Origin of the sequence: Cytobacillus depressus, from assembly GCF_008923245.1 — a bacterium.
GTDB classification, from domain to species: Bacteria; Bacillota; Bacilli; order Bacillales; family Cytobacillaceae; genus Cytobacillus; species Cytobacillus depressus.
The window spans coordinates 59,657-80,336 of sequence record NZ_WBOS01000008.1; the positions used below are offsets into that span (position 1 = coordinate 59,657).

Here is a 20,680-nt window from a genome sequence, read left to right on the forward strand (position 1 = left end):
AATCGAGCTTTTACGGGCTGTTGGATCTCCCATGTAACTTTTATGGGTCCTATAACTTATTGAATTGGGAGTCTTACAGCCCGCTAATCTGCGATAAAATTTGAGGGGAACATTGGGGATGTGGCAGAACAGGAATGTTTGGATTATTTTATGTGGGGAATTAATTGCTGGGTTAGGCCTATGGATGGGGATTATTGGGAATCTTGAATTTATGCAAGAAAAGGTGCCGTCTGATCTAATGAAATCAGTGATTTTAGCAATTGGACTTTTAGCCGGAATAATTGTCGGGCCGATTGCTGGCAGGATTACGGACCAAAAAAAGAAAAAGACTGTGATGCTTTATGCTGGTTTAGGGAGGATGGCTAGCGTTCTCTTTATGTTTATTGCCTTATATACAGGCTCCGTTTTTTGGCTTATAGCCTTTGGCATTAGCATCCAGATTGCTGCGTCCTTCTACTTCCCGGCACTGCAGGCGGCGATTCCTTTAATTGTCGGCGGAAGTGAATTATTAAGAATGAACGGAGCCCATATGAATGTGGCCACGATTGCTCGAATTATTGGCACGTCTTTAGCGGGCATTCTTCTAGTTATGATGTCACTATTTATGCTGTATTTATCTTCCTTTATCGCTTATTTTCTTTTATTCCTTTTTACACTGTTTTTAAAAATTGACGAACCGGATAAAAAGGAAACAAAGGGCTCGTCCAAGTCGAAGGGAGGATTTAAAGAAGTGCTGCCTGTCATTAAAGGGCTGCCAGTTGTTTTTATGACGCTTGTTTTAACGCTCGTTCCGCTTTTATTCCTAGGCGGCTTTAACTTAATGGTCATTAAAATAAGTGAGATTCACGATGATCAATTAATTAAGGGAATTATTTATTCTGCTGAGGGGATTGCCTTTATGATAGGGGCCATGGCTGTGAAGAAAATGAGTGAACGCTGGTCTCCATATAGCATCATGTTTTTCTTTTCGCTTATTGTTGGGTTTGCGCAAATGTCGTTGTTTTTCGTTGATTCTAAAATACTAGTTGTTGCGGCTTTCGCTGTTGTCGGTTTTTCTGTTGGCTGCTTCTTTCCAACAGCTGCGACTATTTTTCAAACGAGAATGCCAAAAGATTTCCATGGACGCTTCTTTTCTTTTCGCAGTATGTTAGAGCGCGTAATGTTCCAAGTCGTTCTATTAAGTACGGGATTTTTCTTGGATTTAGTTGGAATACAAATAATGGTTGTTATTTTCGGTGTCATTTCCATTGGGCTGACGGCATACTTTTATCTTCAGTTCAAGCGTCGCGTCGGTCACGAGGATCAGAAGAAAGCCGCCTCTCTTTGAATTAAATCGGCATAATGTCAACATCTGTGGATATTCTATCTATGAAGGATAGATAGGAGAGTGATGACATGCCAATGCAACGTTATAGAAATGCCGCTATGGAACATCAGCGCATCATTGCTGCCCAAAATCAAGCGGGGCATTTTGATCGGACGGATACAGAGTTTTCCTTAGAAGAAAGTGTTCAAGAAGCGATTGCTAAAAGCCAAGCATATCAGGCACAAAATCAACAGCCAACCTATGAGCCGAACAAACCTTTTTAAGGCAGCTTGCATTGATAAATATGAGTAAAAAGACGAGAGTAAAGATGCTCTCGTCTATTTTTTGGGGTAATATGATAGTAATTAATAGGAAAAGGAGTTGGAATGTGTAATGTCAGAACGATTAGAGCTAGCGACGTTTGCTGGAGGCTGTTTCTGGTGTATGGTTTCACCATTTGACGAGCAGCCGGGGATAAAGGAAATTAACTCCGGTTACATAGGCGGTCATACAGAGAACCCGACTTATGAAGAGGTGTGCTCAGATACAACGGGACACTATGAAGCGGTCCAAATTACTTTTGATCCGGCCATCTATCCATATGAAAAATTACTTGATTTGTTTTGGCAGCAAATCGATCCAACAGATGCCGGGGGGCAGTTTAATGATAGGGGCTTGAGCTATCGAACAGCGATTTTTTATCATAATGAAGAACAGAGGGCACTGGCAGAGGCATCGAAAAATAAGCTGGCAGCGAGCGGACGTTTTCAAAAACCGATTGTCACGGAGATTCTTCCAGCAAGCCGCTTTTATCGGGCAGAAGAAAGGCATCAGGATTACTACAAGAAAAATTCTTTCCACTACAATCTGTATAGAGAAGGATCAGGGCGAGCCCGTTTTATTCGTGAGAACTGGAAAAACCGTAAAAGTGATGAACAATTAAAGCAGGAGCTAACCCCCATTCAATATGAAGTGACAAGGAATAATGGAACAGAGCCGCCATTCCGTAATGAATATTGGGACCATACGGAAGAGGGAATCTATGTTGATATTATTTCTGGCGAGCCACTGTTTAGTTCCAAAGATAAATATGACGCGGGCTGCGGCTGGCCAAGCTTCACCCAACCTTTGCGCCGGACGGAGATTGAGGACAAGCTTGATACTTCATACGGAATGAGAAGAATTGAAGTTCGGGCAAAATCGTCCGACTCCCATCTTGGTCATGTATTTGACGACGGTCCTGGCCCGGACGGTTCTAGATATTGCATTAACTCGGCTGCTCTAAGGTTTATCCCGAAGGAAAAGCTTGAAGACGAGGGATATGGAGAGTTTAAAGGGTTGTTTGAAAACTAGTTCATATAAACAATACAGGAAGGGGACAAAGACAATGGGGAGGATGTAATTGTCTTTGTCCCCTTATTTTTTGTGCAAAAAACTAAATCACATTTGTTATAAACGTTATGTTTACAAATAAGATTACATGTACACGAGATGTAAACAAATAGTATACAAATACGTTTACATGTACACAAATGTGTACACATCCCAATATATCAACATGTGTACACATTGTTACACAAGTATACAAAATTGTTTACAAGAAATTTTTTAGTTTACAAAATGTTTACAAATTTACAGTTGTATTTTATTTCAGCCTGTCCCATTGAAGATTTCATCTATACCATATAATCTTAAAGGCAGATACTGCTAATTACATACACAAACAATTTAATCGAAAAGGGATGATAGATAATATGACGAAATCGAGAATTGCTGCAGTTGATGTTGGAAATGATTCGGTCAAAGCTATTTTTGGAGAATTAGATTACGAGTTAAATATTCCTAATATTATCGCTCGGGATACAGAGGATCGCCCTGTTATTGGAATTGAAGAATTAAATCAGAAAAACCCGCTTGATGGCATACATATTAAAGTGCACTCACCAGCTTTAAAAGAAAATAACGTTATTTTCCGTGTTGGCTCATTAGCCACAAAAAGCAATAGCGCCACTGAGCTTGATCCGGGCAGCAGCAAATCAGAAGAAGATCAGACACTGATTATGCTTTTTGCCACATTGGCCTTAGATGCGGTTAGGGCAGAAAATAAAGAACTTTTCCCGCAGACGAAGAATATCATTGATGCGAACTATACGCTCGGAACTGGACTGCCTCTTCGTGAGGTAAAAGAAGGCAAGGATGCGGGATACCGGTCGAAATTATTAGGATCTGTACATCAGGTTGAATTTCTTGTCACTCCTAAGTATCAAGGATTAAAAGTAAATCTTAAGTTTAATGAGATTAAAGTGTATCCAGAGGGATTTGCGGCTTATATTAATCTGGTTATGGACAATGATTTAAAAATTATTAATAAGGATTTAATCGACAAACGGATTATCATTCAAGATATTGGCGGGCTTTCTACTGATATCGCGGTCATTAAAAATCGCAATGTTGATGATGATAAGGCGCAAGGGTTCAATCTTGGTGTATCTGAATCATTAGAAGCGATCAGAGAAGAAATCCGCTCGAAGCATGGGGTTGAATTAGACAGTCGGAGAGATGTCGTTGAAATTATTACGAAGAAAAATGACCGCAATCATATTATGGTGAAAGGCAGCCGGACAAGCGTTCATGATATTACAGATCGGATTATGCTTGATTTAGCAAAGAAACAATATCGCTTACTGCGAAATGTTTGGCAGAAGAACTCCCAAACCGAAATTTGCTATTTTGTCGGCGGCGGAGCCACTGTGTTAAAGGAATATATTAAAACATTAAACAATCATTTAGACGGGTATAATATTGACTTTTTTGAAGATGAAAAAGAGAGCATTTGGATGATGGCCAACGCTTATTATAAGTTAATTTCCGACTATACTAGGAAAGTCGAGAAGGCAAAAGCGATCAAAGAGCCTGTGAAAAAATAGGGTGAATCCATGGAAAAGTCAAAATCCGCGACAATTAAAAGGGGCCAGGCGATATCCTTTCGCCTCCCGTCAGATACACCTGAACACTTATTAAAACATTTGCAAAAGCTAAAAGAAACGGAAAAAAGGAATTTCTCAAGCAAGATGGCTGAATTTGTGCTGCAGGGGGTTGGAAATTCCTATTCGAGGGAGCGGGAAACGATTACGATTCCCGTTCCTCACCGATTAAGCAAAGCTCAGCGCGATTGGCTAAAGCATGAGCATTCCGAAGCCTTACTCGGCAGCATTATTTATCAGCTGCTTATGGACCCTGTTCGCTCGACCGCCTTGCTCGCTTCATTAAATAGCAGCTCTGTCGACATCAATGAGGCTTTATATTTGCAGGAGGAGACCGTAATAAATGATGACCTCCTTGCCAACTCAGAAGAGGAACCCATCCAATCTAATCATGAGTTAGAGTCAGCTGCGGGTTTAGATACTCCAGAAGATGACTTAATGGCATTTGATTGGGAAAGCGCCAAGCAAAATGAGCCTGAAGAAGCAGATCAAGAGAATGATGAAATGGAACTTAATCTTGATGATTTGCTCGGAGATTTCCTTACGAAGATGAATAAATAGAAAAAAGTAGTGCTTTTCATCATATGAAAATGCACTACTTTTCTATTGCGATATTCTTATTTCGTTACAGTTTCTAATGCAACCTCGATCATGTCATTAAATGTTGTTTGTCTTTCTTGAGCAGTTGTTTGTTCATGAGTAATAAGGTGGTCACTCACAGTTAAAAGGGATAAAGCTTTTACGCCGAATTTTGTTGCTAAATAATAAAGTCCCGCCGTTTCCATTTCAACAGCGTAAACACCGAATTTTCCTAGCTTTAAGAATGCCTCTGTATCATCTGTATAGAAAAGGTCAGAAGATAGAACATTTCCTACATGAAGATTAAGGCCCTTCTCCACACCGATTTCGTATGAGTCCTTCATTAATCCGAAGTTCCCAATTTGCGGAAAGTCAAACCCAGGGAAATCATTGCGGATGATTGATGAGTTTGTTGCAGCCGCTTGAGCAATAATGACATCACGGATTTTTACATTTTCTTGAATCGCTCCGCAAGTACCGATACGTACAAGATTTTTTGCACCATAATCATTAATTAACTCATGAATATAAATCGATGCTGATGGCATACCCATTCCTGTTCCTTGAACAGAAACGCGTTTCCCTTTATATGTACCAGTAAAGCCAAGCATGCCTCTTACTTGGTTATAGCAGAAAGCATCTTCAAGAAAAGTCTCTGCAATGTATTTGGCACGCAGTGGATCTCCTGGTAGTAATACGGATTCTGCAATCTCTCCAGCTTTTGCCTCGATATGAAAACTCATATGATTTACCCTCCAATTTTAAAAAAGATAGCAATCTTTATTTGTGCTATTTTCAATATTTGTATACACAAATTCCCAAGAAATCATAACACAATAAAAATATGCCTTCCGTTAAAGGGATAACGATAAAAATGTGAAGTGGTTCACAAAATTTATGTGAATGGGGTAACTGAATTATAACACGTTCATTTGCTATATTTGGTCAGGGTAAGTCTATAAGTAATGCCATTTTCGCAGCGTTGGATTTTCTTCCGTTTCATTACATATAGATTCAAGTTTATTTAAATCAAGAATATAAAAATACTTTCCATGTTGATCAATTAAACCTTCATTCTGAAAGTCGCTTAAAGTTTTTGAAATAGATTCTCTCGTAACACCAAGCATATTGGCAAGTAATGATTGATTGATTTTCAGGTCAATTTTGCAACCGTTATCACAGTTCTCTCCGAAATTATAATAAAGATCCATGATCAAGTTTGCTACTTTTGTACGGACATCGTAAAAAGTTAAATAGCGAACTAAACGGTTCAGAATGCGAGTTCTCTCAACGAGAATCAAATAGGCCTTTTTCAAGACGGACGGATATTTTTCCGCAATGCCTAGAAAATCATTCCTTGAAATCAGCCACGCGGATACATTTTCTAAAGCTTCAATAGAAGAAATTCGATATTGATCATTGGATAATGCTTCTGTTTCACCAATCACATCCCCTGGCATGACGATTCCGAGGACAATCTCCCTGCCTTCATGTATGCGGCAAACTTTGGCCATACCAGAACGAATGATATAAACCTCATCACTTTGATCATTTTCAAACATGAGAACATGGTTTTTTTTGAAATGACGCTCTTTTAACAGAGGAAGAATATTCGGAAGTTCATCCTCTGGGATTTCCGAGAAGATTGAGCTTTCGATAATGTTGGAAATCAAAGGAATCCATCCTTTCTATTTTAAAATAATGATTTTTTTTTCGAGGTTTTTGGAATGATAAAAAACAATTATATCATGATTTACCCTTTGGAATGGATTGCGAAAGGAAAAGAAAATTTTGGGTTTTAACCGCTTAGTCGGACAAAATTATAAAGAAGATTTTTTTAAGGAGGAAACAGTAATGAAAAGCCTATTAGGAAAATTTTTACCGATCGTTTTGATCCTTACCCTTGTTCTTTCGGCATGTGGTCAAAAAAATAACACAAACGATACAGGTACTGATAATGGCAATAATGAAGGCGTTAAAAAGCTTAAAGTTGGGATGGTTACTGACTTAGGAAGCGTGAATGATAAATCATTTAACCAAAGTGCATGGGAAGCACTACAACAGCTAAACAAAGATTACGGATTTGAAGTGAAATACTTAGAGCCAAAAACGGATGCAGATGTTATGCCTAACCTTCTGCAATTTGTCAAAGGCGGCTATGATTTAACTTGGGCAACAGCCTTTACTTTAGCAGATGCGATTACTCAACTTGCTAAAGAAAACCCGGATGCAAAATTTGGGATTGTAGACTCTGATATTGTTGTGCCAAACGTTGCGGCAGTATCCTTTAAGGAGCAAGAAGGAGCATTTCTTGTTGGTGTCATTGCAGGTTTAACAACAAAAACAAATAAAATTGGTTTCGTCGGCGGAATGGAAATTCCAGTTATTAAACGCTTTGAAGCTGGTTTCAGAGAAGGAATTAAAGCCGTAAATCCAGATGCAAAATTAATTGTAAACTATACAGGTTTATTTAACCGTGTTGATATGGGGAAATCTGCTGCTTCAACGATTTATAACGATGGCGCAGATATTATTTTCCACGCAGCAGGCTTAACAGGAAATGGTGTATTTAACGAAGCAAAAGAGCGTAACAGCAAAGGCGGAAAAGTTTGGGTTATTGGTGTAGATAAAGACCAAAGCTTAACATTTGGCGACGATGTTACATTAACTTCTATGATCAAAAAGGTTGATGAAGCTGTTTACCAAGTTTCAAAAGACTTAGCTGAAGGCAATTTCCCAGGCGGAAAAGTAACGCTAATGGGATTAAAAGAAAATGGTGTCGATATTGCTCCGACATCTAAGAAAAATGTAGCGCCAGAAGTACTTGAAAAAGTAGAAGAATATCGCCAAAAAATTATTAATGGTGAGATTGTCGTACCTGAAAAATAATACTAATTTTAGGGTTGTCTTAAATGCAGAGGGGTTAGTCTCTGCTTGAGGCAACCCCAAAAATGTTTTAGGGAGTGTATCCGTTTGACAACGTCTGACATTGTGCTCGAATTAAAAGGGATCACGAAGCGTTTTCCTGGAGTGGTTGCCAATGATTCAATTAGTTTTCAATTAAAGCGTGGGGAAATTCATGCCCTGCTAGGGGAAAATGGCGCGGGAAAGTCCACCCTAATGAGTATTGTATTTGGATTATATCAGCCTGATGAAGGGGAAATCTATGTTAATGGGCAACCTGTTGTCATGGATAATCCCAATAAAGCGATTGAAAAGGGCATTGGAATGGTGCATCAGCACTTTAAACTCGTTGAGCCGTTTACGGTAACGGAAAACATTATTTTGGGCATGGAGCCTAAAAACGGCGCGAAAATAGATATTAAAGGTGCTAGCAAGAAAGTTAAAGAGCTTTCCGAAAAATATGGTCTTGATGTAGACCCGTCGGCAACAATAGACTCGATCAGTGTTGGTATGCAGCAACGGGTGGAAATTATTAAAACGCTTTACCGCGGGGCTGATACTTTAATATTTGATGAGCCTACTGCTGTTCTGACTCCTCAAGAGATTGGCGAATTGCTAGAGATTATGAGACGACTCGTAGCAGAAGGAAAGTCCATTATTTTAATTACCCATAAATTAAAGGAAATTATGGAAATTGCTGATACCTGTACCATTATTAGACGAGGTAAAGTGATAGAAAGCTTGGAGGTAGCCCGATCAAATCCGCAGGAATTAGCGGAAAAGATGGTTGGAAAGGCTGTTAATTTTAAAACAGAGAAACAAAAAGCGACCCCAAAAGATTTTCTTCTCGATGTAAAAGATCTTGTCGTAGCTGGAGAAAAAGGAAGAAATGCTGTAAAACAACTATCCTTCTCCCTTCGTGCTGGAGAAATCGTTGGTATTGCCGGAGTTGACGGAAATGGTCAAACCGAATTGATCGAAGCTCTGACAGGTATGCGTCCGGTTCAATCCGGAGACATTCTTCTCGAAGGGAAAAGTATTGTGAATCAGTCCCCTCGAACCATTTCAGAGGCAGGGATTTCCCATATTCCTGAGGACCGCCATAAACATGGTCTTGTTCTCGATTTCAGCGTGAGTGAAAATGCAATTCTACAAACGTATTATCAAAAAGAAATGAGTCCGAATGGGTTTATTAATAAGAAGGCTATGGATGAATTATCCACTCGGTTAGTAAAGGAATTTGATATTCGTACTCCGGGAATTGAGACGAAGGTTCGCTCGATGTCAGGTGGAAATCAGCAAAAGGTTATTATTGCCCGTGAGATTGAGAGAAATCCAAACGTGTTAATTGCTGCGCAGCCAACACGTGGTCTCGATGTCGGTGCGATTGAGTTTGTTCATAAGCAACTTATTTCTCAACGCGATCAAGGAAAAGGGGTCCTTCTCATCTCATTTGAGCTGGAAGAAATTCTTAATGTAGCCGATCGTATTCTCGTCTTATTCGACGGCGAAGTGGTAGGGGAGACGACTCCTGAAACTACGAGTGATCAAGAATTAGGCCTAATGATGGCAGGAAAACATGAAGGAGGGAGTATGAATGGATAAATTGTATAAAGGGCTCAAAAGTGAGTCGTTATTGGTTCCTTTCGTAGCCATAATCGTTGGCTTACTCCTTGGTGCCATCATCATGATAATTGGCGGCTATGATCCAATCTTAGCTTACCAATCATTAATTTCAAAGATTTTTGGAAGCAGTTACGATATTGGTGAAGCCATTCGGACAATCATTCCGCTTGTCATGAGCGGTTTAGCTGTTGGCATTGCCTTTCGCTCTGGATTATTTAATATCGGGGTCGATGGACAAATTGTCATGGGGGCTTTAGGGGCTCTTATTATTGGGACGCAGTTGAGTCTTCCACCTATTTTACATGCAACATTATCAGTATTATTTGGTGCGTTGCTTGGTGGGCTATGGGGTGCCTTAATCGGATACATTAAGGCGAAAAGAGGCATTAATGAAGTTATTACTTCCATCATGTTTAACTTTATTGCCCTTTACATCAGCCAATTCTTTATTCGTCTATTTATGGCGCAAGCAGGTACACAGAGATCTGAAATGATTAAAGAATCCGCAAGTATTCAGATTGGCTGGCTTTCCCAATTGATGGGCGGTGCAAGGATGCACTGGGGCTTTGTACTTATGATTCTAGCTGTTATTTTTTATTCTGTTTATTTAAATAAAACGAAGTGGGGTTATGAGCTTCGCGCGGTTGGCCAAAGTCAGCATGCTGCCTTTTATGCAGGGATGAAAGTGCCGAATGTCGTTGTCCGGGCGATGTTTATTTCCGGTGTATTTGGCGGCTTAATTGGAACGTTCGAAGTTCTAGGTGTTTTTAAATATGTAGCCATTAGTTCAACTACTTCTGGTATCGGCTTTGATGGAATTGCGGTCGCAATTTTGGGCGGCAATACCGCTCTAGGTGTGCTGCTATCTGGTATTTTAGTAGGCGCACTCACTTATGGATCTCAAGGGATGAGCTTTGGGGCAGACGTGCCTGGTGAGATCATTCGCATGGTCATTGGATTTATCATATTCTTCGTTGCTGCACCGGGAATTGTGAAGACATTCTTCCCTTCAGTGAAAAAGAAGTCTAAAAAGGAGGCGTAGCATATGGAAGTCATCGGAAATCTCCTAAGTGGAATGTTGGTCTTTTCTACACCATTTATTTTTGCCGCATTAGGAGGACTCATATCAGAACGATCAGGTGTCATAAATATTGGACTTGAAGGATTCATGGTATCAGGAGCTTTCTTTTCGGCGATAATTGCTTACTATGCTGAAACGGCAGGGTTAGGGGCCCTCTCTCCTTGGATTGGCTTACTTGGGGCATTTATTTTTACAGTTATTTTCTCTATTATTCATGCTCTAGCTACGATTAAATATAAAGCCAATCAAGTCGTGAGCGGAGTAGTTATTAATATTCTTGCGGCTAGCACGACTTTCTTTTTTGTGAAGATGATCTTTCAAGGTTCAGCAGAAACACCGATGTTAGCAAATGTGTTTCATAAGGTGAGGATTCCTTATTTAAGCGATATTCCTTTTATCGGGAAAGTAATTTTCTCTGCATATCCGACAACTTATCTTGCAATTTTGTTAGTCATTGTTATTTTCTTTATTTTATTTAAGACACCAAGTGGTTTAAGATTACGGGCTGTAGGTGAGCATCCGAGTGCTGCTGATACAGCGGGAATTAAAGTTAACCGGATCCGTTATACTGCAGTTATGCTAAGTGGCTCTCTTGCTGCGTTAGGCGGAGCGACCATTGTTCTAACTTCAAACAGCAACTTTGCTTTTAATACGATCTCAGGTCAGGGGTATATTGCTCTTGCCGCTGTTATTTTCGGAAAATGGCATCCTGTAGGGGCGATGCTCGCTGCATTATTCTTCGGATTAGCCCAGGCAGTCAAGGACCAATTCCAAATATTAGAGTTTGCTGCGAAGATTCCAACAGAGTTTTTCTATATGCTTCCGTATTTGTTGACACTGCTAGTTCTTGTGTTTACAGGAAAAGCACGTGCACCGAAGGCATTAGGGGAGCCTTATGATGTTGGAAAACGCTAAGCTTGGCTTGTGTAAATGAAGCTGGATGTCGAGAAGACATCCAGCTTTTTTAGATTCTTCTTAGCCGAGTATGTAAATGTCGATCAGTCTACTTTCACTGTGCTGGTTAGGCGGTGTCCCACGAAAATGTGTCCCTTGAAAACGCGTCCCATGAGTGTTTCATGACGTACATTATAGGTGGTGTCCCACGAAAACGCGTCCCATGAGAGGTTCATGAAGCACATTATAGGTGGTGTCCCTGAAAACGCGTTCCATGAGAGGTTCATGAAGCACATTATAGGTGGTGCCTCACGAAAACGCGTCCCATGGGTGGTTCATGAAGCACATTTTAGGTGGTTCCCCACGAAAACGCGTCCCATGAGTGTTCCATGAAGCACATTTTAGGAGGTGTCCCATGAAAACGCGTCCCATGAGAGGTTCATGAAGCACATTTTAGGAGGTGTCCCATGAAAACGCGTCCCATGAGTGTTTCATGAAGCACATTTTAGGAGGTGTCCCATGAAAACGCGTCCCATGAGTGTTTCATGAAGCACATTTTAGGTGGTTCCCCACGAAAACGCGTCCCATGAGTGTTCCATGAAGCACATTTTAGGAGGTGTCCCATGAAAACGCGTCCCATGAATGTTTCATGAAGCACGTTTTAGGAGGTGCCTCACGAAAACGCGTCCCATGGGTGTTTCATGAAGCACATTTTAGGTGATGTCCCGCGAAAATGCGTCTCATGAGTGATTCATGAGGCACATTATAGGTGGTTCCCCACGAAAACGCGTTCCATGAAAGGCTCATGGTACTCCTTTTTAGCGAGAACCCTTATAAAATACGTTCCATGAATCGTCCTGCCCAAAATAAAAGAGACTCTCCAGTAAGTTATACGAACTTCTGGACAGCCCCTTCATCACCTTATTCAGATCAAACCCATTTATTTCACATTTACCGGTTGCAGAGAATGCAATACTTCCTGCAATGCACTTTCTTCTTCACGATTCAAAGGGACTAATGGCAGGCGAACTCCGCCTACTTGGATTCCCTTCATATTTAACGCAGCTTTCAATGGCGTTGGGTTTGGTGATGTAAATAATGCATTCATAATAGGAAGTAACTGGCGGTGTGCTTTAGCAGCTGACTGAAGCTCTCCCTTTTTAAAGCTATTGATCATTCCTTGCATTTCATTGCCGATGATATGGGCTGCAACTGAAACAATTCCTGCTCCGCCAATTGCGAGAACGGGTAATGTTAAGCCGTCATCTCCGCTGTATAAGGTAAAGTCATCTGGCGTCTCGCTAATGATCTGCGCCATCATATCCAGGTCACCACTCGCTTCTTTAATAGCGACAATATTACGAATAGCTGAAAGTCTAACAACCGTCTCAACAGCCATATTCACAACGCTTCTGCCTGGAATATTATAAAGCATAACCGGTAAGGACGTGGACTCAGCAATCGCTTTAAAATGCTGGTACATTCCCTCCTGAGAAGGCTTATTATAATATGGCGCGACAAGCATAATACCGTCAACTCCTGCTTCCTCAGCTTTTCGTGTTAAGCTAATGGAAGCTCTCGTATTATTGGAACCCGTACCTGCAATCACTGGAACTCTCCCGGCAACAGTTTCGACTACAAACTTAAATAAAGCTACTTTTTCCTCTTCAGTTAAAGTAGGGGATTCACCAGTAGTACCGGCAACAACTAATCCATCTGATCCATTTCCAATTAAATGCTCAATTAAATTTCTTGTCGCTTCAAAATCAACCTCACCGTTATGATCGAATGGCGTAACCATTGCTGTTAAAACTTGGCCAAAATTCATCACTTAACACACCCTTTTTTTATTTTTTTGACAAAATTAGAGGTGCTAGGGCCTTTAATACTAAACGCAAAAAAGCAACAACGAGGCGCTCGCTGTTGCTATAGAAACAATAATCGTTTCTTGTGCGATAGCCCTCCATATAGTCTCCTATATGACAGTTCTGTATTTATTCAACACAGACCCAGCTTAATAGAATATGAGATTCTTTTAAGCTTCGGCAAATTCCCCTTTCTACAATTATCATAGGACCTCATTATCCTCCAATTGTGTACTAATGGTTTTTGCACCTCTATCCTCACTTCAAAAAGATCTTGAAATAAGAAAATATATAATTGTATTCAATACTAGCTGAAATTTCCCGCAATTGCAAGCTTATTGAGAAATATGCTTCCAATTACAATACCCGATTTAAAAATTCCTTTGTTCTATCGAGTTGAGGATTCGTAAATAATTCATCTGGGTGCCCAGCCTCTGCAATTTCTCCGTTATCCATGAACAGAACTTTATTAGCAACCTCTTTAGCAAATCCCATCTCATGCGTTACGACGATCATCGTCATTTGCTCTTCGGCTAGCTTTTTCATAACTTGCAGCACTTCGCCTGTTAATTCTGGGTCCAGGGCAGATGTAGGTTCATCAAACAAAAGAATTTCAGGCTCCATCATTAGCGCTCGGGCAATAGCGACTCTTTGTTTTTGCCCACCTGAAAGGTTCCCAGGGTAGACGGATGCCTTATCAGCTAGCCCGATTTTCTCCAAAATTTCCATACTACGCTGCTGAAGCTTTTGGGCCCCTTCTTTTTTAACCATTTTAGGGGCAATTTCCAGATTCTCTTTCACCGTTAAATGAGGGAAGAGGTTAAAATGTTGAAAAACCATCCCCATTTTTGCTGTAATCCGATTGATTTCCTGCGGTTTTGAATAAACGTCATCTTTTACAAGGTAATCGCCACCGATATGAATGCTGCCGCAATCTATTTCCTCAAGATGGATAAGACTTCGAAGCATTGTACTTTTTCCTGAACCGGAAGGACCGATCACTGCAATCACATCATTTTTATGAACATCAAATGTAATTTGTTTAAGAACATCCAGATTTCCGTATGATTTCTTTAGGTTGGAGACTTCTATGAGAGCCATCTATATCAATCCTTCTTATGCAAATTTATAACGCTTTTCCAGCCATTTAAAGAACAGCGTTAAGACAAGCGTTATTAATAAATAAATAATGCCCGCTAAGAAAAACGGCACAATGGTAAAATCGCGGTTTACAGCAGTCTGGGCAAAATGCAGCAACTCAGGTACGGCAACAGCATAGAGCAATGCCGTATCCTTTACAAGCGTAACGGATTCGTTAGAAACGGCTGGGAGGGCAATCCGGAACATTTGCGGCAAAATAATTCGAGTCGTTGTCTGCCATTTGTTCAAGCCTAGAACTTTTGATGCCTCATATTGTCCTTTATCGATTGCTAACAAACCGCCGCGGAAAATTTCTGCAAAATAGGCAGCATAGTTCAAAATAAAACCTAAACAGGCAGCCACAAAACGATCCAATACTAAATATTCCCCTATGACAGGGATTAATGGAAGCCCGAAGCAGATGAATAATAGCTGTAGTAAAAGAGGGGTTCCGCGCATCACATAAATATACGCTTGTGCCAGCCATGAAATTGGTTTTATTGAACTTTTAACAGCCAATGTCAGTAAGAAGCCTAATGGAATCGATACGACAATGGCGATTAAAAATAGAAGTATAGTCATTTCTGCTCCTTCGAGCATCGGTTTTATGATTGAAATGATGTAATCCATCATGAAGAATTCCTCCAAAAACAAAACAGGCTTTCCTAGGGAAACCCTGTATGCTTCTATTTTAAGATAAGAAATGTATATTTCTCGAATTTGAGAACTGTCTAGCTTCAGCGCCTAGGGGCTCGAGGTCATAAGTCAATCTGCCAAAAAGGTTAAAGAACAACCTTTCTGTCAGCTTACCTTATGCTTGTCGCCCCTGGACAAGGCGCTTACGCTTTTCTCTGTCTAGCTCCAGCGCCTAGCCCCTCGAGGTCATAAGACAATCCCCCCAGAAAGGTAAAGAACACCTTTCCGTGAGGCTTGTCTTATGCTTGTCGGGGCTGATCAAGGCGCTTACGCTTTTCTTACTTCAATACTTTTTTTTCCCCAAACCATTTTTCTGAGATTTGTGCTGCTGTTCCGTCTTGATTCATCTCATCCAATGCTTTTTGCAGTTCTTTTAATAATTTTTCGTTTCCTTTTTTCACACCGACTCCATATTCCTCAGGTGCAAGTGTTTCATCAAGCATTTTATATGTGCCTTCCTGCTGGGACATATAGTAGTCAAGGACAACTTCGTCAATAATAACGGCATCTACGCGTCCTGATTTTAAGTCGCTTAATGCGAGTACATTATCGGCATATTCAGAAATAGACTTAATGCTATCTTTAATTGGGTTAGCATTTAAGGCATCAGATGCAGAGGATAGCGTTTGCAGACCAACTACTTTTCCTTTTAAATCATCAATTGTTTTAATATCCGAGCCAGCCTTTGTCGCAATCACCTGTGCATTTGCTAAGTAAGGCTTTGTGAAAAGAACCATTTCTTTACGTTTATCAGTAATGGTATATCCATTCCAGATTAAGTCAATTCGTCCGCTGCTTAATTCAGATTCTTTTGTTTGCCAATCGATCGGCTGGAACTTAGCTTCTTTGCCCATCTTTTCTACCGCTGCTTTCGCTAAATCAATATCAAAGCCGACGAGGTTATTATCTTTATCCCGGAATCCCATTGGGGCAAATTTATCATCAACCCCAATAACAATGGCGTTATCTTTTTTATCAGAGCTAGAGCCTGAGGCGCAGCCTGTTAAAGTTGCAAAAACTGTTAATAAAGCTAGTATCATAGCAGAAAGTTTTTTCATTAGTATTAAACCACCTTTTGTCGTAATCCTTTAGTGCGTTACCATATTATCATGATAACATGATGAAATATGATAAGTAAATAGAAATATTAGGAGATACTATTTTAGTATTACAATTTAAGAGGCAACTTAGCCAAATAAAAAAAGAGGGACGGCTCTCTCTTTCAATGTGATGACTTTCATTTATTTTGTTTAAGCGTTTAAAGCCAGCTGAAGCATTGTTTCAATACCCGCCGGAATCGTATCCTTATCTACATCAAATTTGGGATGATGGTAAAGGTACTGCCTTTTCTCTCTCAGCGGCGCCAATAATATTTAGAAATATTGAAACAGTCAGATTTTGATATTGTTAAATCCTCCTACAGCCGTTATGATGGTGATAAACATAGAGGAGGTATATCATGGAAAATAAGGTTGCCAAAAAGGTATTAATTGCGAGCCTTATTGGAAGCTCGATTGAATGGTTTGATTATTTTTTGTATGGGACTGTTGCAGCCCTTGTGTTTAATCAAATGTTTTTTCATAGTAATGATCCTACTGTTGGCCTCATGCTGGCCTATGCTTCATTTGCTTTAGCGTTTTTCATTCGTCCGATTGGGGGAGTGATCTTTAGCCATATCGGCGATAGAATTGGCCGGAAAAAGACTCTTGTTCTTACACTCTCTCTTATGGGGGGAGCAACGGTTTTAATGGGATTTCTGCCTACATATAATTCAATTGGAGTGGCCGCTCCTATTCTATTAATTATTCTTCGTCTTATTCAAGGGATTGGACTAGGTGGAGAATGGGGAGGCGCGCTTCTTCTAGCAGTAGAATACGCGCCAAAAGAGAAACGTGGATTTTACGGAAGTATTCCACAAATGGGTGTAACGATAGGAATGCTCCTCGGAACACTTGCTTTATCTATTATGACGCTGCTTCCTGAAAACGAATTTTTGACGTGGGGATGGCGGGTGCCGTTTATTTTAAGTGCGTTGCTAGTCTTTTTTGGTTTATGGATTCGGAAGGGGATCGATGAAACACCCTCGTTTAAAAAGGCAAAAGAAAAAGGGGAAATTGCTGAAGTTCCATTTTTGGAAACAATGCGCACCCATTGGAAGGAAGTATTGATCGCGATTGGGGCAAAAGTTGTTGAAACAGCGCCATTCTATATTTTTGGGACATTTATCGTTTCTTATGCGACAACCCAGCTCGGCTTCTCACGTACGGTAACGCTGAACGCTGTGACAATTGCAACTATCGTTACTACATTATTAATTCCAATTATGGGGAAGCTTTCTGATAAAATTGGCCGGAAAAAGCTCTATGTAGGGGGAACTGTGCTCATGATGCTTTATGCATTCCCTTACTTCTGGCTATTGCATCAGCAATCCGCATTCTTGCTGATTGTAGCAACTATATTAGGGCTTGGTATTATTTGGGCGCCAATTACAGCTGTCCTTGGAACAATGTTCTCGGAAATTTTTAAGTCAAATGTTAGGTATACGGGTATTTCGCTTGGCTATCAAATTGGAGCCGCGGTTGCTGGAGGAACGGCTCCGCTAGTGGCAACAGCACTTCTAGCAGCCTATGGAAATTCGTACGTCCCTGTAGCGTTATATATTATATTAGCAGCACTCATTTCTCTTATTGCCGTTTCCGCGGTGCGTGATCGTAAGAATGAGGAATTGGATTCGGAAGTAGCTTAAAAAAGGAAGCAGGAATCGTGATTATGCGGTTCCTTTTTCAGAAAGAGGGTATTCAATATGCTAGTCCTATCGGAAAAACATATACGATCTTTATATACAATGACAGACGCTATTCAGGATTTAGAACAGGCTTTAATTCAATACATTGAAGGGAAAATTCTCAATCCGCAGCGGACTGTTCTTGAATTCCCCGAAAAACAGGCATCGGCACTATACATGCCGTGTGCGATGGAACAGAGCGGAAAAACGGCTGTTAAGGTAGTAACGGTTTTCCCCGATAATCCTTCGTTAGGGAAGAAGACCACCCAAGGTGTTATTATTCTGAGTGATACTGAAAATGGAGACCATCTTGCTTGCATGAATGCCTCTTATTTAACGAGGCTGCGGACAGGGGCAGTGAGCGGGATTGCAACGAAGTATCTCGCAAAGGAAACAGCATCTACAGTCGCTGTTATTGGCTGCGGGGGAATGGCGGAGGAACAGCTTCAGGCAGTGCTTGAAGTCCGCAACATTAAGAAAATCATGCTTTATAACCGGACTGTCGAAAAAGCACATATATTTGCTGATAGAATTGCAGATTTAAGCCCTGGATTTGAAGGTGAAATACTAATTATGAATGATTCCGATGAAGCTGTTTCGCAAGCGGAAATCGTTATTTGCAGCACACGCTCTGAAACACCAGTATTTTCAGGGGAGGCGCTGCAGCCAGGAACACATATTAATGGAGTTGGTTCCTATTTGCCGCATATGCAGGAGGTAGACGTGCAGACTCTCCTAAAGTGTTCAAAAATTGTCGCGGATACGATTGAAGGCGTTAAGGATGAGGCAGGTGACTTCATCATCCCGGCAAATAAAGGGGAGTGGAGTTTTTCTGAACTCCATGGTGAAATTGGGGAGCTTGCAGCAGGGAAAATCTCTGGTAGGGAATCAGACGAAGAAATTACTTTCTTTAAATCAGTAGGGATTGCTTATTTTGACTTGGCTGTTGCTGCGGCTGTCTATGAAAAGGCTATTAAGCTTGGTGTGGGAAGCGAAGTTGAGATATAGGTTTAAAAAATTTAAGAAGGGTCAGTCTCATAACGAGTCTGACCCTTTATTAATTGTGTCTAGCTCGAGCCCCTGATCAAGGCGCTTCCGCTATTCTATTATTGAATACCCTTCATAAAGCCTTGAATCTTTGGCGCTAAAGCAAAAAGGATGATGGCAAGCACGATGGATGCTCCGCCAATAACGCCAAAGTAAGTCATTTCTGTTGCAGGTGTGTAGAATTTAACGATTTGTGCATTAATTGCTTGAGCAGCTGCGCTTGATAAGAACCATAGGCTCATCGTTTGCGCTGAGAAGGCTGCAGGCGCTAATTTAGTCGTAGCTGAAAGACCAACTGGTGATAAACATAATTCACCAAGTACAACAATAAAATAGCTAAGAACAAGCCATAATGGATTAACCAATGAATCGGAGCCGCCAAAATAAGCCGGTAACAGGATCACAAGGAATGATATTCCCGAGAACAATAGAGCAAGTGAGAATTTTTGCGGAATAGTTGGCTGGCGTTTTCCTAATTTCACCCACAACCATGCAAAAACAGGCGCTAAGACAATAATAAATAACGGGTTCAACGATTGGAACCAAGCAGGGGAAATGGTAATTCCCGCAAATTCTAGCTGTGTGCGTTTATCCGCATAACTAGCTAAAATGGTTGAACCTTGCTCTTGAATCGCCCAGAACATAACTGAAGCAATGAAAAGCGGGATATAAGCAATGATGCGTGAACGCTCTACATCATTTGTTTTCTTGCTGCGATACATCACAATGAAATAGGCTGTTGGGAGTAAAATACCTAATATTCCTACAAGTGCAATAAAGCTATCAAATGTTAAAAGCCCATTTGGAATCGCAATCGCAATTAGTACAGCAATCACAACGGCAGCAAGTCCAAATCTTGTGAATACCTTCTTCTTTTCATCCGGTGAAAGCGGGTTGTGAACAATCGCTCCAGCTAGACCAAGATTTTTTTTCTTTGTAAAAATAAATACTAATAATCCTAAAAACATTCCGACAGCGGCAATTCCAAAACCTAAATGGAAGCTATATTTCATCACACCGCCGACAATTAACGGAGAAAGGAATCCTCCAAGGTTAATACTCATATAGAAAATACTAAAGCCGGAATCACGGCGATTATCTTCTTCGCTATAGATTTCACCGACAACACTTGATACGTTTGGTTTCAATAAACCAGTACCAAGAACAATAAGAACCATGGACACGAAGAATAATGTAATATTACCTGGTATCGCTAAGGCGATATGGCCAAGCATGATTAATATTCCGCCATAGAATACACCCTTTGACGTTCCGAAAACCCGGTCAGCCAGCCAGCCCCCGATAATTCCTGACATGTATACGAGTGAACCATATATGGACATAATGGCAAGCGCGGTAGGCTCGTCAATTCCTAGGCCGCCTTTAGACACTTCATAGTACATATAATAAACAAGGATTGCTCTCATTCCGTAGTAAGAGAAACGCTCCCAGAACTCCGTAAAGAACAGAGTTAATAGTCCTTTTGGATGACCAAAGAATCCTTTTTGAGGAACGCTTTCATAAATTTTCTTTTTATCAAAAGCAGACATGCAAAAACCTCCTTATGTTATACTATAATACTTTTGAGAGTTTGAAATTGTCAAAAACTATTTTTGGAAAAGTGAAGGGGTTTCTTTAAAAGTCTAGGTTTATCAAGCCTTTGGCGTTCGAGGGCGAAGAAAAGTAAATTTTTTTGAAATAATAATTAAATTCAGATAGGATAGATTGGTTTTACTATTTGCAAAAGACACAAAAATGATGAAACGAATTTCT

General features: G+C 40.5%; 18 protein-coding genes and 1 riboswitch. Of the genes, 11 read left to right on the forward strand and 7 right to left on the reverse strand.

The features are described from left to right. Nucleotides 1-118 precede the first annotated feature (118 nt). The 5 genes from F7731_RS16295 to F7731_RS16315 all read left to right on the forward strand — a co-directional run bounded on the left by F7731_RS16295 (nucleotide 119) and on the right by F7731_RS16315 (nucleotide 4,851). On the forward strand, nucleotides 119-1,327 hold the full coding sequence (locus F7731_RS16295; RefSeq protein WP_151535861.1) for an MFS transporter: 1,209 nt from the start codon (nucleotides 119-121) through the stop codon (nucleotides 1,325-1,327). 68 nt (nucleotides 1,328-1,395) lie between these two features. Then, entirely contained in the window at nucleotides 1,396-1,590 is a 195-nt protein-coding gene (locus F7731_RS16300; protein WP_212031205.1) for a hypothetical protein, read from the forward strand. Nucleotides 1,591-1,699: 109 nt separating this feature from the next. Further along, nucleotides 1,700-2,659: a peptide-methionine (R)-S-oxide reductase MsrB gene (gene msrB / locus F7731_RS16305; RefSeq protein ID WP_151535863.1), complete on the forward strand. Its 960-nt coding sequence runs from the start codon at nucleotides 1,700-1,702 to the stop codon at nucleotides 2,657-2,659. Nucleotides 2,660-3,060: 401 nt separating this feature from the next. Beyond that, on the forward strand, nucleotides 3,061-4,233 hold the full coding sequence (locus tag F7731_RS16310) for a ParM/StbA family protein (protein ID WP_151535865.1): 1,173 nt from the start codon (nucleotides 3,061-3,063) through the stop codon (nucleotides 4,231-4,233). Between the two features lie 9 nt (nucleotides 4,234-4,242). Next, on the forward strand, nucleotides 4,243-4,851 hold the full coding sequence (locus F7731_RS16315; protein WP_151535866.1) for a hypothetical protein: 609 nt from the start codon (nucleotides 4,243-4,245) through the stop codon (nucleotides 4,849-4,851). 56 nt (nucleotides 4,852-4,907) lie between these two features. On the opposite strand, the gene deoD is transcribed toward F7731_RS16315, so the two are convergent. Together deoD and F7731_RS16325 are read right to left on the reverse strand one after the other, a co-directional pair. After that, nucleotides 4,908-5,612 carry a purine-nucleoside phosphorylase gene (deoD, locus tag F7731_RS16320; RefSeq protein WP_151535867.1) on the reverse strand — a complete coding sequence of 235 codons (705 nt, stop codon included), beginning with the start codon at nucleotides 5,610-5,612 and terminating at the stop codon, nucleotides 4,908-4,910. A gap of 213 nt (nucleotides 5,613-5,825) precedes the next feature. Further along, nucleotides 5,826-6,542 carry a Crp/Fnr family transcriptional regulator gene (locus F7731_RS16325; RefSeq protein WP_151535868.1) on the reverse strand — a complete coding sequence of 239 codons (717 nt, stop codon included), beginning with the start codon at nucleotides 6,540-6,542 and terminating at the stop codon, nucleotides 5,826-5,828. A gap of 181 nt (nucleotides 6,543-6,723) precedes the next feature. On the opposite strand from F7731_RS16325, the gene F7731_RS16330 reads away from it, so the two are divergent. The 4 genes from F7731_RS16330 (at nucleotide 6,724) to F7731_RS16345 (ending at nucleotide 11,395) form a co-directional block, all read left to right on the forward strand. Beyond that, nucleotides 6,724-7,758 (forward strand): BMP family lipoprotein, encoded by a 1,035-nt coding sequence (locus tag F7731_RS16330; protein WP_151535869.1) that lies wholly within the window; start codon nucleotides 6,724-6,726, stop codon nucleotides 7,756-7,758. Between the two features lie 84 nt (nucleotides 7,759-7,842). Beyond that, the gene (locus tag F7731_RS16335; protein WP_151535870.1) at nucleotides 7,843-9,378 is read left to right on the forward strand and encodes an ABC transporter ATP-binding protein; all 1,536 of its coding nucleotides are present in this window, start codon (nucleotides 7,843-7,845) and stop codon (nucleotides 9,376-9,378) included. Then, nucleotides 9,371-10,441 (forward strand): ABC transporter permease, encoded by a 1,071-nt coding sequence (locus F7731_RS16340; RefSeq protein ID WP_151535871.1) that lies wholly within the window; start codon nucleotides 9,371-9,373, stop codon nucleotides 10,439-10,441. The genes F7731_RS16335 and F7731_RS16340 overlap by 8 nt, the downstream gene beginning before the upstream one ends. 3 nt (nucleotides 10,442-10,444) lie before the next feature. Further along, nucleotides 10,445-11,395 (forward strand): ABC transporter permease, encoded by a 951-nt coding sequence (locus F7731_RS16345; RefSeq protein ID WP_151535872.1) that lies wholly within the window; start codon nucleotides 10,445-10,447, stop codon nucleotides 11,393-11,395. Nucleotides 11,396-12,314: 919 nt separating this feature from the next. Here the strand turns inward: F7731_RS16345 and dapA are convergent. From dapA to F7731_RS16365, 4 genes are all read right to left on the reverse strand, one after another. Beyond that, nucleotides 12,315-13,202, reverse strand: coding sequence for a 4-hydroxy-tetrahydrodipicolinate synthase (dapA, locus tag F7731_RS16350; protein WP_151535873.1), 888 nt, complete (start codon nucleotides 13,200-13,202; stop codon nucleotides 12,315-12,317). Nucleotides 13,203-13,322: 120 nt separating this feature from the next. Continuing rightward, nucleotides 13,323-13,502: riboswitch (Lysine riboswitch) on the reverse strand. A 94-nt stretch (nucleotides 13,503-13,596) separates the two neighbouring features. After that, nucleotides 13,597-14,340, reverse strand: a complete 744-nt coding sequence (locus tag F7731_RS16355; RefSeq protein WP_151535874.1) for an amino acid ABC transporter ATP-binding protein — start codon at nucleotides 14,338-14,340, stop codon at nucleotides 13,597-13,599. Between the two features lie 15 nt (nucleotides 14,341-14,355). Continuing rightward, nucleotides 14,356-15,012: an amino acid ABC transporter permease gene (locus tag F7731_RS16360; RefSeq protein WP_151535875.1), complete on the reverse strand. Its 657-nt coding sequence runs from the start codon at nucleotides 15,010-15,012 to the stop codon at nucleotides 14,356-14,358. A gap of 341 nt (nucleotides 15,013-15,353) precedes the next feature. Further along, nucleotides 15,354-16,133: an amino acid ABC transporter substrate-binding protein gene (locus F7731_RS16365; RefSeq protein WP_151535876.1), complete on the reverse strand. Its 780-nt coding sequence runs from the start codon at nucleotides 16,131-16,133 to the stop codon at nucleotides 15,354-15,356. 401 nt (nucleotides 16,134-16,534) lie between these two features. On the opposite strand from F7731_RS16365, the gene F7731_RS16370 reads away from it, so the two are divergent. After that, on the forward strand, nucleotides 16,535-17,821 hold the full coding sequence (locus F7731_RS16370) for an MFS transporter (protein WP_151535877.1): 1,287 nt from the start codon (nucleotides 16,535-16,537) through the stop codon (nucleotides 17,819-17,821). A gap of 57 nt (nucleotides 17,822-17,878) precedes the next feature. Next, on the forward strand, nucleotides 17,879-18,868 hold the full coding sequence (locus F7731_RS16375) for an ornithine cyclodeaminase family protein (RefSeq protein WP_151535878.1): 990 nt from the start codon (nucleotides 17,879-17,881) through the stop codon (nucleotides 18,866-18,868). Nucleotides 18,869-18,966: 98 nt separating this feature from the next. Here the strand turns inward: F7731_RS16375 and F7731_RS16380 are convergent, their stop codons facing one another. Continuing rightward, nucleotides 18,967-20,457, reverse strand: a complete 1,491-nt coding sequence (locus tag F7731_RS16380; RefSeq protein WP_151535879.1) for a peptide MFS transporter — start codon at nucleotides 20,455-20,457, stop codon at nucleotides 18,967-18,969. Nucleotides 20,458-20,680 lie beyond the last annotated feature (223 nt).

What these genes read in the sequence shown, in the direction of transcription:
- F7731_RS16295 (WP_151535861.1), top strand. Translation starts at nt 119, where the DNA reads ATGTGGCAGAACAGGAATGTTTGGATTATTTTATGTGGGGAATTAATT.
- F7731_RS16300 (WP_212031205.1), top strand. Translation starts at nt 1,396, where the DNA reads ATGCCAATGCAACGTTATAGAAATGCCGCTATGGAACATCAGCGCATC.
- msrB (WP_151535863.1), top strand. Translation starts at nt 1,700, where the DNA reads ATGTCAGAACGATTAGAGCTAGCGACGTTTGCTGGAGGCTGTTTCTGG.
- F7731_RS16310 (WP_151535865.1), top strand. Translation starts at nt 3,061, where the DNA reads ATGACGAAATCGAGAATTGCTGCAGTTGATGTTGGAAATGATTCGGTC.
- F7731_RS16315 (WP_151535866.1), top strand. Translation starts at nt 4,243, where the DNA reads ATGGAAAAGTCAAAATCCGCGACAATTAAAAGGGGCCAGGCGATATCC.
- deoD (WP_151535867.1), bottom strand. Translation starts at nt 5,612, where the DNA reads ATGAGTTTTCATATCGAGGCAAAAGCTGGAGAGATTGCAGAATCCGTA.
- F7731_RS16330 (WP_151535869.1), top strand. Translation starts at nt 6,724, where the DNA reads ATGAAAAGCCTATTAGGAAAATTTTTACCGATCGTTTTGATCCTTACC.
- F7731_RS16340 (WP_151535871.1), top strand. Translation starts at nt 9,371, where the DNA reads ATGGATAAATTGTATAAAGGGCTCAAAAGTGAGTCGTTATTGGTTCCT.
- F7731_RS16345 (WP_151535872.1), top strand. Translation starts at nt 10,445, where the DNA reads ATGGAAGTCATCGGAAATCTCCTAAGTGGAATGTTGGTCTTTTCTACA.
- dapA (WP_151535873.1), bottom strand. Translation starts at nt 13,202, where the DNA reads ATGAATTTTGGCCAAGTTTTAACAGCAATGGTTACGCCATTCGATCAT.
- F7731_RS16355 (WP_151535874.1), bottom strand. Translation starts at nt 14,340, where the DNA reads ATGGCTCTCATAGAAGTCTCCAACCTAAAGAAATCATACGGAAATCTG.
- F7731_RS16360 (WP_151535875.1), bottom strand. Translation starts at nt 15,012, where the DNA reads ATGATGGATTACATCATTTCAATCATAAAACCGATGCTCGAAGGAGCA.
- F7731_RS16365 (WP_151535876.1), bottom strand. Translation starts at nt 16,133, where the DNA reads ATGAAAAAACTTTCTGCTATGATACTAGCTTTATTAACAGTTTTTGCA.
- F7731_RS16370 (WP_151535877.1), top strand. Translation starts at nt 16,535, where the DNA reads ATGGAAAATAAGGTTGCCAAAAAGGTATTAATTGCGAGCCTTATTGGA.
- F7731_RS16375 (WP_151535878.1), top strand. Translation starts at nt 17,879, where the DNA reads ATGCTAGTCCTATCGGAAAAACATATACGATCTTTATATACAATGACA.
- F7731_RS16380 (WP_151535879.1), bottom strand. Translation starts at nt 20,457, where the DNA reads ATGTCTGCTTTTGATAAAAAGAAAATTTATGAAAGCGTTCCTCAAAAA.